Raw genomic sequence first — 20,297 nt, forward strand, 5'->3', positions numbered from 1 at the left:
TAATTTGAAGTATAGAGAATATTTTTCACTAACTCATCCTCAACAAAGGATTTGGTATATGGAGAAAATTAATCCTCATCAGCCATTGCATAATATTGGGGGAACAGTAAAGATACAAGGAGAAGTGGATTTTGTTTGTCTTGAGAAAGCAATTAATTATTTTATAAAAAAAAATGATGGAATCAGGCATCGATTTGTAGAATCGGATGAGAAGGTTCATCAATATGTGGAGGAATATCATAAATATCAAGTTCGATATACTATTTTTAATAGTCAGAACGATTTAGATGCCTGGGTTCAGCAGGAAGCTGCAAAACCTTTCGATATCAATGAACAAGACTTATTTGATTTTGCTTTGTTCAAGTTACAAGATACTAAAGAAGGGGGATATTTCGTTAAGGTCCATCATATTATTTCTGATGGTTGGTCTATGAATCTTTTAACTGAACAGATTTGTAATGCATACACTCAAATTTTGAAAGGTGAAAAAATAACAGATCAGCTTAATAGTACCTATATGTATTGCCTTGAGAAGGAAGAATCCTATTTAACTTCAAAAAGATTTATGAAGGATAAAAATTTTTGGAATGAGAAGTTTAGTAAGCTCCCAATTGTGAAGCGGAAGAACGAAGTAGATTGTGCAAAGGCAAATAGAAAAACATATTCTTTAACAAGTAATCAATCGGATGAAATTAAACAATTTGCTACTGGCATAAATGTTTCTGTGTACGCATTCTTTGTTGCCCTATATTATATTTACTTAAATAAAGTAAATGGGCAGGATGATTTAATTATTGGAATGCCTGTGCTTAATCGAGCGGGGAAAAATGAAAAAAATATTGTGGGGATGTTAACAAGTACTATGCCATTTCGTCATACTGTTGATAGTAAAATGACAGTCTTAGATTTTATAAAAAGCATTAATCGTGAATTGGTTCGCTGTTATTATCATCAAAAATATCCATATGATGTATTGGTGAAAGATTTGGAATTAAAGAAAAAGGGATACGGTGATTTATTTGATACATGTATTAACTATTACAATACAAAACTTCCTACTGAAATTAATGGTACACCAATAGAAAATGAAGAATTTTACAATAGGAATCAGATTTATTCAATTCAATTGATTATTCGAGAATGGTCTAGATTAGGAGGATTTAATCTAGATATAGATTATAAGGATCATATGTATACAGAAAAGCAAATTGAACAAATGTATCTTGGAATCAGTCATTTACTGAATCAGATGTTGGAGTCGCCTAATAAAAAGTTGATGGAATTAGAAATTTTACCAGAAGATATGTGGGATAAGTTGGTATATGAATTTAATGCAACGAATAGGGAGTATCCAAAGGACAAGACAATCCATCAGCTTTTTGAAGAACAAGTAGAAAGGACACCAGATAGAGTTGCGATTTGCCTGGAAGATAAGGAACTTACGTATCGTGAATTGAATGATAGATCTAATCAATTAGCGAGATATATATTAAAGAAAAATGTAACAAAAGGTACAGTAATAGGAATATCAACTACGCATTCTCTAGAAACAATTATTGGAATTTTAGGAATTTTAAAAGCAGGAGCGGTATATTTACCTATTGATCCACAATATCCATCTGAACGGGTCAATTATATGCTGCAAGATTCAGATATCAATATTCTGTTCACTAATTTTGATATTTCGCATCAATGGGATCTTTCTTTGTATGCGGTTGAGGTTATCCATATAAATGCAGCTCATATTTATATGGGAGATACTTCTAATATTAAAAATAGAAGTGAGCCGACTGACCTTGCTTACATCATATATACATCGGGTTCTACGGGAAACCCTAAAGGTACAATGATTGAACAGAAAGGATTGGTTAATTATATTTCTTGGGCAAATCAAGTATATGTAGGCGCAAGTGAAAATGAAGTTTTCCCATTGTATTCATCTCTTGCTTTTGATCTTACTGTTACAACTATATTTACCCCATTAATTAGTGGTAATCAGATTATTATTTATCCTGCTGATGCAAACGAATATGTATTATATAGGATATTTAAAGAAAAAAAAGCAAGTATTATTAAATTAACTCCATCTCACCTTTCTTTATTGAAAGATTCAGACTTTTTCGGGTGTTCAATTAAAAAAATTATTGTTGGTGGAGAAAATTTAACAGTAGACCTTGCCGCAAACATACAGAAAAAGTTAGGTAGAGAAACAAAAATATATAATGAATATGGGCCCACAGAAACAGTTGTAGGATGTATGATTCATCAATTCGATATTGAAAAAGATAAAGGGGTATCTGTCCCTATTGGTGTACCTGCACAAAATATGAAAATATATGTGTTGGACTCCGATCTTCGCCCAGTACCAATGGGAGTTGTTGGAGAAATTTATATTTCTGGGGAAGGTGTTGCAAGAGGATATTTTAACAATCAGGATTTAACAAGAGAGAGATTTATTGTAAATCCATATTCGGCAAAAGAGCAGATGTATAAATCGGGTGATTTAGCTAGATTTATTGAAGGAGATAAGATTGAGTATTTGGGAAGGAAAGATGATCAAGTAAAAGTTCGTGGGTTCCGCATAGAACTAAAAGAAATCGAAATAAACTTGCAAAAATATCCGAGCATTAAGGAAGTGGTAGTGATTGATCAAGAGGATTATGATGGAAACCGCTATCTTTGTGCCTACTATACTGAGAATGCTAAGGTGAAGACATCCGAACTATTTAGATTCTTAAAAGAGATCTTACCAGTTTATATGATTCCTTCGTATTTTATTGTGTTGAAAGAAATACCGTTGACGTTTAACGGAAAGCTGGATAGAGAGGCCTTGCCGAAACCTGAAGTTAAAATAGAGAAAAAAACTGAAGGTGAGATAGAAAGTGATTTAGTAGGTATTATACGTGAAGTATTAAATGTTGAAAAAGTAAGTATAAGAGACAACTTCTATCACCTAGGCGGGGATTCCATTAAAGCAATTCAAATTTCTTCTAAGATACGTGAGAAAGGAATTAAAATAAAAACAAAGGATATTTTGGCTAATCCAGTTATTGAAGATATGATTTTATATTTAGAAATGACTAGCACAAAAGAGCAGAAGAGTAATCAACAATGTGTTGGTAGTATTGAAACGATACCATCTATCTCATGGTTTTTTTCGCAAGATTTGAACAATATAAACCATTATACACAGTCAGTGTTAGTCAAAGTAAAGGATGACGTTGAGGTTGGCATACTTGAATCGGCATTTAACTTATTAGTTTGTCATCACGACGCTTTTCGCTTGAGTTACCGGATGGAAACGAAGGAATTATTTTATAATCAAAATAATTACAATAAAAAAATAAAAATAGAATCATTTGATTTATCTGAATTATCAAAAACAGAGCAAAGTATTCGTATTGCTAGTATTGGAGAAATATTGAAATCGAGCTTTAATATTGAAAATGAAATTCTTCTTAAAGTTTGTATATTTGATTTAGGTGATTTTGGTAAAAGACTATTGATGACAGCTCATCATTTAGCTGTTGATGGTATATCTTGGCGAATTATTTTTGAAGATATAAATCAATTATATAAACAGATAGAAAATAAGCAGAAAACTTCTTTGCCGCCAAAAGATAATTCGGTACAGGATTGGGCAATTGAGTTAAAGAGAATGAGTAAAAAAATTCCAGAATCAGAAAAGCGATACTGGGAGCATGTATATCAATATGAAGAGAATTCATTTCATGATTTTGATTTAGGATTGGATCGTATGGAATTTTGCGAGAAAATGATTAAGAAGTTAACAGAAGAAGAAACTATGCAGCTGTTACAAAAAGCAAATGAAGCTTATCGAACAAAAGGTAATGAACTAATGATTATAGCGCTATCATTGGTAATGGCTAAGTATATTAAAACAAATGATGTGATTATTGAAATTGAAGGGCATGGGCGTGAAGAATTAAATGATGAAATTGATGTATCGCGAACTATTGGATGGTTTACGAGTCTATTTCCAATTCGGTTACAATTTGAGGATGTAGATATATCACAACAAATTAAACAATTAAAAGAGCAATTGCGTAGCGTTCCAAGTAAAGGTCTAAATTATGGAGTTTTAAAGTATATTTCGAAGGAATTAAGTTCCGAATCTCGAAAATATGTTCGTTTTAACTATTTAGGTGATTTTAATGCTACATTTTCCAATGGAATTTTTGAATTTGCGTATGAAAATTCCGGTCAAGATAACAGCAATAAAAATGAGATGGATTGTTTGCTAGATATCGTTGCGTATACAGTAGATAAAAAGTTGAATTTGTCGATTACGTATAGCAAAAACAAATTTAAACAAGAAACAATATCGCAATTTTTCATGGAGTATATGAATCAATTGAGAGATTTGATTCAACATTGTTGTCAGAGAAAACATGCTGAATTCACCCCATCTGATTTTGAAACGGCAAACCTCTCGAGTGAAGATCTTGAAAATATATTTAATATATGATATTAGAGAGGAGTCATTCAATCATGATGAGAGTAAAAATTGTTTTGATTACCCTTGTAATATTATTAAATGTACAGATGCTATTTGGGATTCAAATAGCAAATGCAGAGAATGATAGAATGTTTACGGAAAACGATAAAGAACAACTAGACTCGCTTATAAAAAAACAAATGCAAGAAGCCAAAATTCCTGGAATGTCAGTGATAGTAGTCAAAGGTGATCAAGCTGTATATAAAAAAAGTTTTGGCTATTCAAATCTTGAGACAAAGCAACGTGTAACGGAAAAAACATTATTTGAAATCGGTTCGAACAGTAAGGCGTTTACAGCTCTCGCAATATATCAACTTGTTCAAAAGGGGTTAATTGATTTAAAGGACCCTGTTAGCAAATATTTGCAGTGGTTTCAAATGATATATGAAGGTAATTATAAAGGACAACAACTTAATAAAAATGTTGAAATAACTCTTGAACAGCTTTTATATCATACGAGTGGGATCCCTTTTCATACCATTGGGGACATACCTATCTCAAATGACAATGATGCGTTGGAAAATACAGTTAGAGAAATATTAAATCAAAAATTGGAGACATATCCAGGAGAGCAATTCAATTATGCCAGTATTAACTACGATATTCTAGGATTAGTTATACAAAAAGTTACCAATCAATCTTTTGAACAATACGTTCAGAATAATATATTAAACCAATTTAATATGGGTAATACTTTTTTGTTTAGAAAAGATGTCGCTAAATATGATATGTCAAAGGGATATAAAATAGGTTTTTTAAAGCCTATAGAGTTTAATGCACCTATTTATCGAGGAAATACACCCGCAGGTTATTTTATCTCAAATAATGAAGACATGGAAAAGTGGCTTCGTATGCAGCTTGGGATATATGGACTAAGTGATGATCAGCAAAAGGCAATTTATAGTACACATATACCAAACAGATCAGTTCCACCATCTGAGGATGGCTCTTCTTATGCCGGAGGGTGGCAAGTTTTTCAAAATGGTCCTGGTGAAATATCACATGCAGGAAGTAATCCGAATTTCTCTTCTTTCGTTGTATTTCATCCTCAAGAGAAGTTAGGAGTTGCGGTGATGGCTAACATGAACTCCGATTACACTCAAAATATTGGCCAGGCTATTATGGACACACTTGTGGGGGAGAGTGTGGTGACAAACGGTAAAGATACGTATAAGAGTATTGATGCCTTTTCTGTTACTGTACTTTTGTTTATGGTTCCTTTTTCAATTATTACTCTATACTTCATTTTCATAGTTATGATTCAGGTGTATAAGAAAAAAAGGAAGTTGGAAAAAAATAAATTTAAAAGTATTTGTATTCCCTTTATAACGTTTCTATTTGCGTTCTTAGCTGGGTATGCCCTTTATAAAATTCCATTTGTATTTTTCGGGAGACTTTCTTGGGATTTTGTTAATGTTTGGTTACCTATCAGTATGAGTTTTACGGTATGGGCTACTTTAATTAGTATTGTACTGTTCTGCCTATATTTATCTTTAATAACTGTTTTTCCTTTGCATAATAAGAAAAATTTTTTTCCGATTTTTGTGTTGAGTGTAACCAGTGGTTTTGGAAATGCGATGATTATTTTTATTATTAATGAAGCTTTAACTAGAAGTAATTATTCAAGCAACAATAGTTTGTTTTTATATTTTTTGCTAGGAATTATTACTTATGTATTAGCGCAAAAATTGGTACGGACGCAGTTGATTACCATTACGAATAATCTGATTTATGAAAAAAGAATCCAGTTAATTAACGATATATTAAAAAATCCTTATGAAAAAATTGAAAAAATAGAGTCAGAAAGAATTCAAACCACCTTAAATAATGATACAGAAGCTATCAGTAATTATGCTGCCACCATCATTACTGGTTTGACTGATTCAATTACACTTTTATGTTGTTTGGTTTATTTGGGAGTAATTAATGTTTATGGACTGCTTGTTTCTATTGCAGTTATTTTGGTTGCAGCAGGTATGTATTATGTAGCTGGAAAATCAGCTAATAATCTTTGGGAACAAACAAGAAACATCCAAAACACTTTTTTTAGATATATAAACGATCTCATTGGCGGTTATAAAGAGTTAAGCATAGGAAAGTCAAAACGAGAAGAGTTTGGACAAGGGATGCAAGAGAGCTGTGAGGATTATAAGGATAAGCGGATTCAAGGTGGTCTTAAGTTTGCTAATGTTTTTATTATTGGTGAATTGCTGTTTGTTATGGTAATTGGGGCTGTTACATTTTTATTTCCGCTTTTATTTAAAGGGGTACAGAGTGAGTTTTTAAGAAGCTATGTTTTTGTTTTTCTTTATATGACAGGACCTCTACATAGTATACTCAATACGATCCCTAATGCGATTCAAATGAAAATTAGTTGGAAGAGAATAAATGATTTTTCAAGGTATTTAAAAACCGAAACTAATAAGACAGACGTAAACAGTACTTTGATACCTCAAAGTAAAATAAACATGGAGATTAAAGAGGTAGTATATCAATACGAAAGTGAACATGGAGAAGCTTTTCAAGTTGGGCCAATTAATTTTGAACTTAAATCAGGAGAGGTTGTATTTATAACCGGTGGCAATGGTAGTGGTAAATCAACTCTTGCTAAACTAATTACAGGTTTATATTCTGCAAATAGCGGAAACATATTTGTTAACAATCAAGAAATAAATCAGGAACAGTTAAGAGAGCTATATTCCGCAATATTTAGTGATTTTTATTTGTTTACAAAAGTCTATGGTATTGACTATAGCTCAAAGGAAGAAGAAATAAAAAAATATTTGAAAATATTACGTATCGATGAAAAAGTACAAATTCAAAATGGAGAATTTAGTACAACTAAACTTTCAACAGGACAACGAAAAAGACTAGCACTATTAATTAGCTATTTAGAGGATAAATCTATTTATCTATTTGATGAATGGGCGGCAGATCAAGACCCTGAATTTAGACATTTTTTCTATACAGAACTATTGGCTGAATTAAAGGGAAAAGGAAAAGCTATCATTGCTATTACTCATGATGATAGGTACTTTCATATCGCGGATAAAGTTATCAAGATGGAAAGAGGAGAAATTATAGAAAATATGAAGAAGCATAATTATTTAGATTCATTTGATTGTCTCAAGGAGGAGCTCAATGATGATAAAATTGGATAAACAAAATTTGGAAGATATTCTTGGTTTAACACCGATGCAGGAAGGGTTGTTATTTCACTACTTAAAAAATCCTCAAAGTGATGAGTATTTTGAACAGATATGTTTGGGGATTTTAGGTAGTGTTGATGCAGGATTGTTTACGAAAGCTTGGGACGCGGTTGTCCAAACAAATGAGCAGTTACGTACACTATTTCGTTGGGAAAAAGTGAAAACTCCTGTTCAAATAGTATTGAAAGAACATACCCCTCATATTAAAATAATTGATCTTACACACAAGAGTGAAAGTGAAAAAAATATTTTACTAGAAGAGATAAAAGTTAAAGATCGTGAAAAAAAGTTTGATCTTCGAGAAATACCATTTAGGGTTACTTTGTGCATATTAGCAGAAGAAAGACATGAAATGATTATAAGTAATCATCATATTATATATGATGGCTGGAGTAATGGAATTATTTTAAAAGAATTCCTAAACGCATATCGATGCCTTAGTGAATCAGAAACTTACAATCTGCCTACTAAAAAAAAATATAAAGATTTTATTAAATATATTCAAAAACAGGATAAAGAAAGTCAGAAAGTATTTTGGCAAGAGTATTTAAAAGGATTTAACTCGCAAAATAGTTTGGAAGTAACAAAAAAGAAACATAAATCAATTCGAAAAGATCATCAGTATCGCATTCAATTTTCAAGGGATAAGTTGGAAGGATTTGCGAAGGGAAATGAAGTTACTCTTGCCGCCCTTGTTTATAGTTTATGGGGAATTGTGCTACAAAAGAATCATAATATCGATGACATTATTTTTGGCGCAACTATTTCGGGTAGAGCAGGAACATTTAATGGGATTGAAGAAATGGTAGGCCTATTTATAAATACAGTTCCATTAAGAGTTAAAAAGGATTCTGGCGAAACATCTATAGAACTTATCAAAAAGTTAAATAAGACATTGCAGGATTGGGAATTGTATGGGACATCATCTTTAGTAGATATAAAAAAATATAGTGAATTGGATACGGAAATCGATCTTTTTGATACTATTGTTGTTTTTGAAAACTACCCTTTAGATCAGACGATACTGACAAACAAAAATAGAATCGCTTTGAACTCATATTCCACCTTTGAAATGACTAATTATGGCTTATCTATTAGTATAAGTTTGCACAAAGATATTGAGATATGTTTCAGTTACAACGAACAATTATATGAATCATCTAAAATTGAGCGTTTAGCTCAACATTTTACTAAAATTGCAGAAGCAGTCATAAAAAATCCTCATAAAAAAATAGAAGAGATTGATATCGTATCTATTGAAGAGAAAAAACAAATCCTTTTGGAATTTAATAATACTCGTAAAACATATTCACATCAGTTGACGATTAGTCAGTTGTTTGAGCAACAAGCGATGAAAACCCCGGATAATGTTGCGATTGTATATAAAAATAGGACTATGACTTATGAAGAATTAAATAACATATCCAATAACTTATCAAATGAACTGCTTAGAAAAGGAGTGAAAAAGGGTGAGATTATTGGAATCATGACGGATCCATCAATTGAAATGCTAATAGGGATAATTGCTATTTTAAAAGTCGGAGCTGCATACTTGCCAATTGATCCAGAATATCCAGAGTCAAGGAAAATGTATATGATACAGGATAGTCAAACAAAGTTCATATTGACCAGTAAGGATGTAATTAATAAAAACGACTATGTAATTGGAAAATTCAACAATGAGTGTGTTTTTATATTGGATAATAGTAGAAAATTTTCGGGTGAGACTCTTCTACCGAAAGTAAACCTTAGTCCGAATGATTTATTTACGGTTTTGTATACTTCAGGTACTACAGGAAAACCTAAAGGTGTAATGATAGAAAATCGAAATGTTGTTAATCTTGTTCAGTGGTTTGGAAAAACATTTAATATAACGGAAAAAACAAATCTATTACAACTAACAAATTATGTGTTTGATCCGAGTATTGAGGATTTTTTCGGTACATTACTTTATGGAGCGACATTACATATAGCCGAAAAGAATTTAATTTTAAATAAGAAGCATTTTTGTGATTATGTTGATCAACATGAAATTCATATTATTAATTTCATACCGACTGTATTAAAAGAATTATTATGTCATGATCGCAAATTACAGAGTTTACACACAGTTATTTCAGGGGGAGAAAGACTAGAAGAATCATTAAAAGATGCACTGATTGATAGAGGATATAAATTATATAATAATTATGGTCCAGCAGAAACAACAGTGGATGCTTTAAGTGTTGAATGTTCAGAAAATACCGTCTCTTTAGGGCGGCCGATTTCAAATGTTAGATGTTATATATTAGATAAAGATAAAAATATTAGTCCAATAGGTGTTCCTGGTGAGTTGTATATTGCTGGAGACGGTGTAGGAAGAGGGTATTTGAATCTACCAGAATTTACAAATGAAAAGTTTATGAATGATCCCTTTAATCCAAATGATCGTATGTATAAAACAGGGGACTTAGGAAGATGGCTTCCAAACGGAGAAATCGAGTTTCTTGGAAGAGAGGATCATCAGGTGAAAATCAGAGGGTATCGGATTGAACTTTCAGAAATTCATAATTTAATATTAAAAAGGAACTACATTGAAGATGTTGCTGTAATTGATTGGGAAATTAATAATGGGAAAAAAGTTATCTGTGCATATATCGTTTCCCATGTTCAGGTTAACATGGAGGAACTTAAGGGATTTTTAGCAAAAGAATTACCAGATTATATGCTTCCATCATACTATATTCAGCTAGAGAGTCTGCCCTTAACTTCAATAGGAAAGCTTGATCGAAGGAACTTACCGGCTCCTCAAATTCATACTTATAAAGGTTACGTTGCTCCAAAAAATAAAGTTCAAGAAGAACTAGTAGAGGTATGGTCTGCAGTATTGGGTCTACATCAGGGGGAAATTGGTATACATGATAACTTCTTCGAGTTGGGAGGAGACTCAATTTTAAGTATTCAAATAGTAGGTAAAGCGCTTCAAAAGGGTATAGAGATTACCGTGAGTCAGATGTTTGAGAACCAAACGATAGCAGAACTGGCGGATTGTATTGCAGATATTAAAGAAAGCTATAGTGAAGATCAAATAGAAGAACCTGAGACTGGAGAAGTGCTTCTTACACCGATTCAAAAGTGGTTTTTTGAGCAAGATTTGGAAAATTATCATCATTGGAATCAATCTGTGCTATTGGAAACACGAGCAGGTATAAATCCGAATTTGTTGCATGAAAGTTTTCGTATACTTACAAATTATCATGATAGTTTTAGGCTCCGTTATTATCAAAGGGCTGGAGAATGGATTCAAGTTTATTCAGAGTCCGATGAGAATGTGTTATTTGAATTACATGATTTTAATAATAGTCATATGCATGAAATTTTATCAAAATTGCAGTATGAATTAAATATTACAGATGGTCCATTAATTAAAGTTGCATATTTTGATTCTGGGGATCAGGAAAAAGGAAGGTTGTTTATAACAGTACATCATCTTGTAATAGACGGATATTCATGGAGACTTATGCTGGACACTCTACAGATGATATATGAACAGCTTACAAATAGTGGATCTGTTCAACTTCCAGTGAAAGGCCTCTCTTTTAAAAAATGGTCTGAGCATCTCTATGAATATGCTTATTCCAATCAATTAAAAGATGAACTTGCTTTTTGGAAGAACAATGTCTCTTCTTCTGTAAATACTATACCTATTGACATGGAAGGGGGGAGAAATGATGAAAAATCTGCTCGTACACTTTCTTTTATGTTGACGGAGAAAGAAACAAAGTATTTACTGCATGACACGTATCAATTATTTAAAATGAGAATTGATGATATTCTGCTTTCCGCACTTTCTAGTACATTAGCAAATTGGAGTGGTGAAACACTAGTTGATTTGGAGGGCCATGGTAGGAATCCTTTGTTAAAAGAGTACGACACTTCAAGAACTATAGGATGGTTTACTTGTGTATATCCTATTGTTATGGGCGACATTGAAAAAGAGAAGGGCATAGCAGAAATATTGAAGCAAGTAAAAGAGCGGTATCGTGCTATACCAAATGGTGGAATTGGTTATGAAATTTTATATTACTTAGCAGAGAAAGAGATGCAAGGGCAAATTTCGTCTAGGAAAAGGGCACAAATAAGCTTTAATTATTTAGGACAGTTCGAACAAGCAATTAAAAAACAGCAGTTATTTAATATATCGGATGTGAATACAGGACCAACCCGTGATTTGAATGGAATTAGAAGTCACTTGCTTGAAATTGAATGTATGATCGTTGATAAAAAATTATGTGTAGAATGGAAATATAGTACGAATAGTCATTTAGTTGAAACCATTCAAGGCTTGGCAAAGGACTTCGTCAACAATTTGAAGGATATAATTGACCACTGTCAAACAAAAGAAGGTACATATTTGACGCCTTCAGATTTCCCACTTGTCTCCATAGATCAAAAGAAAATTGATGAATGGCTTGAGGTATATAAAAATATAGAAGATATATACATGCTTTCACCTGTACAACAAAGTATGGTTTTTCATCATATCTATTCACCAAAATCGTCAGTAACTGTGGAGCAAACAATATTTTCAATAAAATCAAAACTAGATATTGAGATATTTGAAAAGGTTTGGCAAAAACTTTTAGATAGACATGAAAGTTTAAGAACATCATATCATTGGGAAGGACTAGAAGAACCTGTACAGATTGTTCATAAAAATCTGAAAATCCCTTTTCAAGTTTTAGATTGGACAAATGTTTCGAAATCTGAAGGATTGCAAAAGTTAGAACAACTTATTGAGGAAGATCGTAAGAAGGGATTCGACCTTTCAAAACCACCACTTATGAGAATTTTGGTCATTAAGCAAGACGAGTATGCCTATGATGTAGTATGGACGCATCATCACCTTCAGTTAGATGGTTGGTGTAATAGCATCCTCTTTAAGGAACTGGGTCAGTGTTATGAAGCGTTATGCGTTGACGAAAAGATAACATTTGGACATGTATATTCATTTAAAGATTATATCGACTGGTTACGTAGGCAAGACAAGAAGAAAGCGGAACAATTTTGGAGAACCGAGTTAGATGGATTTAAAACACCTATACGATTCAATAATATTTTTCCTGCAAAAAATTCAAATCAGTTATCTGCTTTTGGAGATGTAGTATACGAAGTGTCTGAAGACAAACAGCAGATAATTCAAGACTTTACTAGAAAGAATCGGATTACACTAAATACTATGATTCAGGGGGCTTGGGCAATTCTTTTAAATCGCTACTCCCAAGAAACAGATATTATTTTTGGGGTAACTTCATCAGGGCGTCCAGCTGAGTTAGAAGGTTCGGATTCAATAATTGGTTGCTTTATGAATACTCTTCCTTTTAGGGTAAAGATAAATAAAAATGTAAATTTGATTAAATGGCTTAAAGATGTACAACTGAAGCAGGTTGAAATGCGTCAATATGAATATACCTCACTCGTTGATATAAGAAGTTGGATTGATATGCCAAGAAGCTCTGCCTTATATGATTTGTATGAGAGTATTGTAATTGTTGAAAACTATCCATTCGATGTGAAATTGAAAGACGGAATTGGTTCATTACAAGTGAAATCAGTACGTATAGATGAACAAATGGATTATCCTTTGGTTGTTTATTGTAATCTACAACCAAAGCTTCAATTGAAGCTACTATTCAATAGTTCCTTTTTAAATGAAACAGAAGCAAATCAGATACTTTCACATTTAATCAATATTTTGTGGGAAATGCTTGTTAGCGAAGATGGTAAGTTAGAGAATATCTCAATGATTTCTGAGAAAGAACTTACACATATTTTAAGTGATAATAATTCTACTTCATTGGATTATCCTAAGAATCAATGTTTCCAGGATTTATTTACTGATCAAGTAAAATTAAATCTAAACAAACCTGCTGTTATACAGGGGAATGAAAGTGTATCTTACACAGAATTAGATATACTTTCAAACCAGTTAGCGCATAAGCTCATTAAATTAGGAGTAGGGCCTGAAATACCTGTGGGAGTGTATGTTGAACGTTCACCTAAAATGATTGTAGGAATTTTAGCTGTTTTAAAAGCTGGTGGAGCTTTTCTACCTATAGATATGGATTATCCTGGCGAAAGAATAAATTTGATGTTGAAAGATGCCCAAGTACCTATATTACTCACCCAAAATAATTTACAGTCGAAGATTAGAGATTATCAGGGGCATACTGTTTGTCTTGATATAGAATGGGATTCAGTGCTCGAAGAACCAAAAAACCAACCGAGTGTTAGAATTGAACCCCAGAATTTGGCATATATCATCTATACTTCGGGTTCTACTGGTCGACCAAAAGGTGTAATGATGTCTCATGAAGCAGTTGTAAGCCACTCCATTGATATTTGCAAACGTTATGAGCTGACACCGGAGGATCGTGTTCTTCAGTTTTCTTCGATAAGTTTTGATATTTCACTTGAACAGATTTTTACAACACTAGCGGCAGGAAGTTCTCTTGTTTTGCGTGATAAGAATATATGGACTCCTTATCAGTTTTCTCAGAAATGTGTTGAACTTGGACTCTCAGTTGTTAATCTACCTACAAATTATTGGGGCGAAATTGTACAAGAATGGTATACAAGACCAGAAATAATTCCAGATAGTAACCTCAGACTCGTCATAGTTGGTGGGGAACAAATGCCAGCGGAGAAAGTAGGGATGTGGGAACAGTTACCTTTAGAAGATATTATTTTGTTAAATGCATATGGACCTGCTGAAACGGCGATGACAAGTACTTTATATGAAGTGTCTGGAAAAGGAACTAAAAGTGCCGACTTAAAAGTTATTCCCGTGGGAAAACCACTTGCTAACAGGCGCATTTATATCCTTGATGAGAACATGCACCCTTTGCCGATTGGAGTGAAGGGGGAAATATTCATAGGTGGCATACCTTTAGCTAGAGGTTATATTAACAATTCTAAGTTGACGAAGGATAAGTTTATTCGAGATCCGTATTATCATAATTATGGAAAAATGCTTTATAAAACAGGAGATATGGGGAAATTACTTTGCGATGGTAACATTGAGGTTCTGGGGCGGAAGGATGACCAAACAAAAATACGAGGGCATCGAATTGATATAGGAGAGATTGAAGTTGTGTTAAACAAATGTGATAACATAAAAAACTCTATAGTTGTCGTGAAGAATGGAGTAGCAAATGATAAGTATCTTGTTGCATTCTATGATTCCCCCTCGCATGGTACAAATAATCAATGCAGTATAAGGGGGTTTTTGCGGAAGAAACTTCCTGAATATATGATTCCTTCTTATTTTATTCAACTAGGAAGTCTTCCGCTCAGTCCGAATGGAAAAATTGATCGGAAGTCCCTAGAAAATATGGAGATTAAAGTAGAGTTTGATGAAGAGTATCAAAAACCTTATAATACGATACAACAAAAACTTGTAAGTATTTGGAGAAAGATACTGGGGATTGATGGTGTAGGTATTAATCATCATTTCTTTGAAATTGGGGGACAATCATTAAAAGCAATAACACTTGTTTCTGAAATTCATAGGGAATTTGAAGTTGAACTTCCACTTGGAAATATATTTGCATTTCCTACTATTAAGGAATTGGCTGTAATCATTGAAGAAATGATGGGGAAAAAAGAAACATATGAAGCGATTCGTTTAGCACCACCACAGGAGTATTATGAAGTCTCTCCAGCACAAAAAAGTATGTATATTGTTAGTCAATTGAATGATGCATCTACAAACTATAATATTACCGGAGCAGTATTTCTTGAAGGGGAAGTTAATATAGTACAGATAGAAAAGGCATTGCAAGCTTTAATTAATCGCCATGAAAGCTTGCGAACATCATTTAAACAAGTACAAGGGAAAATAGTTCAAAAAATCCATCAAAATCCTGAATGGAATATGCAACACTTGTATGCAGATGAACAAAATTTTGAGAGTGTTGTTGAAACATTTATTAGACCATTTGATTTAGAGAAAGGGCCCTTGTTCAGAGCAGCAATTGTGGAGGTGCTACCATCATCGAAATATTTGCTTGTTTATGATATGCACCATATTATATCCGATGGTTTATCAATGGGAATTTTAATTAGAGAGTTTGCATCTCTTTATCAAAAAAATAATTTGCCAGACGTAAGAATTCAATACAAAGATTTTTCAAACTGGCAAAACAAAATGATAGAATCCGGGAACTGGAAACTAAAAGAACTGTACTGGCTTGAAATATTTTCAAAAGAAATACCATTACTCAATTTACCAACTGATTATCCAAGATTAGATGAGCCAATGTCTGAAGGTGATGTAGTTCAAGTTAATTTGGATGCATATTATACATCTAAATTAAATGAAATCTCAAGCCGAAAAGGAGCTACTCTGTACTCATTATTACTTTCGGCATTCAATATACTATTGTTTAAATATAGCGGACAAGAAGACATTATAATTGGAAGCCCGGTAGCAGGAAGACTGAATTCTGAATTAGAGAATGTGGTAGGTATGTTTGTTAATACACTTGCGCTCAGAAATTATCCTACTTCAGAGAAACGGTTTGAGGATTTTTTGAAAGAAGTTGCAAGCCACACACTTCAAGCTCTCGAACATCAGGAGTATTCATTTGAGATGCTCGTTGATAAGCTACAATTGCAAAAAAATGTGAATCGTCATCCTCTGTTTGATGTGATGTTTGCTTTTGAAAATGTTGATGCAGTAAGGGCGGAAATAGGTGATTTTGAAATTAAACCGTACGAGTATACGAATCGTACATCTAAATTTGATATAGAGCTGAAAGTAACTGAGCAGGATGGACAACTTCGTTTTATATTTGAATATAGTACAGGTTTGTTCCGTAAAGAGACGATTGAACGAATGGCGGAACATTTCGTTAAAATTATTGATACTATCATAGAGGACATTACTATTCCAATTGAGGAAATTGATCTAGTAACCATGAAAGAAAAAAATAGAATAGGTGTTTTTAATAATACTGATACTTTGTATCCAGAAGAAAAAACGATTAAACGTATATTTGAAGAACTGGTGGAAAAACATCCGAATCGTACTGCTGTAGTGTTTGGACAGAGAACGATAACTTATAAGGAATTAAATGATAAAGCAAATCAATTAGCTAAACACTTGATAAAGAAGGGGGCAGGAAGTGATACAGTAATCGCTTTATTAGCTGAGCCTTCTATTGAAATGATCATTGGACTATGGAGTATTATTAAAAGCGGGGCAATTTATTTACCTCTTGATCCGGAGTTTCCATTAGAACGAATAAATAGCATGATTGAAGACAGTGATACAATTCTTCTTTTGACCCAGTCTCACTTAGTAACTTCTAATGATTTTACTTGTGAGGTTATGGAATTGGAAGATAAGAGCTTATTTTTTGAATGTCCTTCAAATATAGAGGAAAGAAGTACAGTTGATAATCCAATATATATTATTTATACATCTGGTACCACTGGGCTCCCAAAAGGGGTACCGATTAAGAATCAAAGCTTGGTAAATTATATTTCATGGTTCACACGAGAAGCAAGTATAACGCATAGGGATAAAACACTACTATTATCTTCCTTCGCATTTGATTTAGGATATACAAGTTTGTATACAGCTTTATTAAATGGGTGTGAGTTACATTTAATTCCAAAAGAACATTATATGCTCCCAGAAACCCTTATCACATATTTGAAAGAGAAAAAGATCAGTTATATAAAACTGACTCCTTCACTATTTAATTATTTAGTTAACCATCGTATGGTTGAAGATTATGAGAATTGCATGGCGCTAAGGTTAATCGTATTGGGCGGTGAAGAAGTGAAGTCAGCTGATATTAGTAAGTTTAATAGGGTGTATCCGCAAACTGTAATTATGAATCACTATGGACCTACAGAAACTACTATTGGCGCTCTATTTCATAAATTTAATGCTACTGATTTTGACCTTGTATCCAAGGGAACGGTTATTGGAAAACCAGTAGATAACACGAAAATATTCATTTTGGATAGAGGTCAAAAACTTGTTCCACTTGGAATGGCTGGTGAAATTTGTATTGGGGGAGTAGGAGTGACAGAAGGTTATTTGAATCAAATTGATTTAAATAGCGAAAAGTTTATTACGGTTTCACCTTTGGGACATGAAAAAATCAAACTCTATAGAACGGGAGACTTAGGGAGGCTCACATGCCATCAAGAAGTAGAATTTCTCGGAAGAATCGACAATCAATTAAAAATTCGAGGATATAGAGTGGAGTTAGAAGAAATAAATTCAGTACTGTTGCAACATGATATGATACTTGATGCAATTGTTGTTCCAAAAAAAGATAAAGAAAATAATAATATACTATGTGCTTATATTGTGTTGAAAGAGAATGAGAATGGGTGGGGAATAAGGGAATACCTTTCAAGTAAGATTCCTTACTACATGATGCCCTCTATCTTTATTAAGTTAGATAGAATTCCTTTGACTCCAAATGGTAAGCTAAATGTTAAAGCACTCCCAGAAATTAAGGATGAATTATTGATAAAAACTAATTATGAACTGCCTGAGGATCCAATTGAAAAAACTGTTGCACAAATGTGGGAAGAAACTCTTAATGTTAAGCAAATTAGTATGAATGACTCGTTTTTTGAAATGGGTGGAAACTCATTGTCGTTAATGCTTTTAATGGCAGAAATTCATAAAAAGTTTAGTGTAGATATATCGTTAAGAGAAGCGTTTAAAGCACCAACAGTAAGAGGTATAAGTAAGCATATAAAGAAAAGATCTGAAAATAAGTATGTGTCATTACAACCTGTGGAAAAGTGCGAATATTACGACCTTTCTTCAGCCCAGAAAAGGATATATACACTACAACAGATGGAGGGGATTGGAACTAGTTACAATATGCCAAGAGCAACCTTACTAGAAGGTGAAATCAATCTGGATAAATTGGAAAAAGCTTTTTGTGAGATTGTAAAGAGACATGAGGCATTTCAAACATCTATTGAAGTAGTAGATGGTGTGCCTAAACAACGAATTCAGGGAGACGTGGATATAGAAATTAGTTATTCTGTTTTAGATGAACATTTATGTTCTAATCTATCAAGGAAGCTGAATGTCGAACTGGAAAATATAATTGATGAATTTATTGAACCTTTTGACTTAAGTAAAGCACCTTTAGTAAGAGTTAAGATCATTCGCTTAAGTAGTCATAAACATGTGCTTTTAACAGATATGCATCATTTGATTTCAGATGGATATTCAGTCAATATTTTACTGCAGGAGTTATCGGAATTATATCAAGGAAAACTGTTACAGGAAAACCCTATTCAATATAAAGAATTCGTTTATTGGCAGAATGAGTTTTTAAAGACAAGTGCTGCAAGTATACAAGAAAAATATTGGTTAGATGTACTTTCAGGGGATCTTCCAGTATTAGATATGCCTACGGATTTTCCTAGACCAATTATACAAAGTTTTGAAGGAAATAGTTTTATTTTTGAAGGAGGAAATGAATTAAAGCAACGTTTAGACAATTTAAGTTTAGAAACAGATACGACATTGTACATGATTTTGTCTGCAGCTTATAGTATTTTGTTATCAAAATGTTCCTCGCAGCACGATATAATTGTAGGAATGCCTATTTTAGGGCGGACACATTCTGATTTGAAAAATATCATTGGTATGTTTGCAAATACTATTGCAATTAGAAGTTTCCCTATTGAGAAAAAAAGCTTTACAGAATTTTTGTCAGAGATTAAAGAACAGTTAATTAAAGCGTATGATAATCAAGATTATCAGTTTGATATGATTATTGATAAGTTAAAAATTAAGAGAGACTTAGGGAGAAACCCTATATTTTCTACAATGTTAGCTTTTCAAGAATCTCAAATCAATGAAAGTATAATGGGGAATTTGAAAATGACGCCTGTTGAATATAGAAATAAAATTTCGAAATTTGATTTAACCTTATTTGTAGAAAAAGGAAAAAAAGAGTTGTTTTTTGAATTTGAATATGCGAGTAGTTTGTATAAAATGGAAACCATTAAAAAATTAGCGGAGAATTTTTTAGGTATCTTAGACGCGATTAGCTCAAATAAGGAAATAAAATTAGAAAATATTAAGATTGAAGGGTTAGTAATCGAGAATACAGAAATTGAAAATGTCAAATTTAATTTTTAAGCTAGATAAGATATTTTTTATTGAGGCTATTCCTAATGCGATACTTTAGGAATAGCTGTTTTATGTAAATGGATTCTTTAAATATATATGAAAAATAAAAGGATATATTGTATAGAAAAGATTGGCTTTTAATTATAATTAAAACGATGATATAGAAGTAGCGATATAAAGGGAGCCCTCTATCATGGAGAGACTTAAAGAAGTGTTTTGGGGATAGCGGTATCGCAGTAGTACTATATGTTTTTACGAAAAGGTGTTACGTAATAACGTAACACCTTTTTATTTATGTATTTCACATTTTCTTCACAAATGATTCACGATAACTTTTCTTCTTCAGGAACTTACATAAATATATTTTATGATATAATAACAATCGACTTTAAAAATGTAAGTT

General features: G+C 32.6%; 3 protein-coding genes. All 3 read left to right on the forward strand.

The annotated features are described in order from the left end of the window. Positions 1 to 4 precede the first annotated feature (4 nt). The 3 genes from MKX31_RS07610 to MKX31_RS07620 are packed head-to-tail and all read left to right on the forward strand — an operon-like array spanning position 5 to position 19,903. Positions 5 to 4,489, forward strand: coding sequence for a non-ribosomal peptide synthetase (locus tag MKX31_RS07610; RefSeq protein WP_081257370.1), 4,485 nt, complete (start codon positions 5 to 7; stop codon positions 4,487 to 4,489). 23 nt (positions 4,490 to 4,512) lie between these two features. Further along, positions 4,513 to 7,680: a cyclic peptide export ABC transporter gene (locus MKX31_RS07615; protein WP_340980477.1), complete on the forward strand. Its 3,168-nt coding sequence runs from the start codon at positions 4,513 to 4,515 to the stop codon at positions 7,678 to 7,680. Further along, on the forward strand, positions 7,664 to 19,903 hold the full coding sequence (locus MKX31_RS07620) for an amino acid adenylation domain-containing protein (protein ID WP_340981544.1): 12,240 nt from the start codon (positions 7,664 to 7,666) through the stop codon (positions 19,901 to 19,903). Before MKX31_RS07615 ends, MKX31_RS07620 begins: the two co-directional genes overlap by 17 nt. Positions 19,904 to 20,297 lie beyond the last annotated feature (394 nt).

It is taken from the genome of Bacillus sp. FSL M8-0063 (assembly GCF_038005545.1).
Lineage (GTDB): Bacteria > Bacillota > Bacilli > Bacillales > Bacillaceae_G > Bacillus_A > Bacillus_A wiedmannii.

What these genes read in the sequence shown, in the direction of transcription:
- MKX31_RS07615 (WP_340980477.1), top strand. Translation starts at nt 4,513, where the DNA reads ATGATGAGAGTAAAAATTGTTTTGATTACCCTTGTAATATTATTAAAT.
- MKX31_RS07620 (WP_340981544.1), top strand. Translation starts at nt 7,664, where the DNA reads ATGATAAAATTGGATAAACAAAATTTGGAAGATATTCTTGGTTTAACA.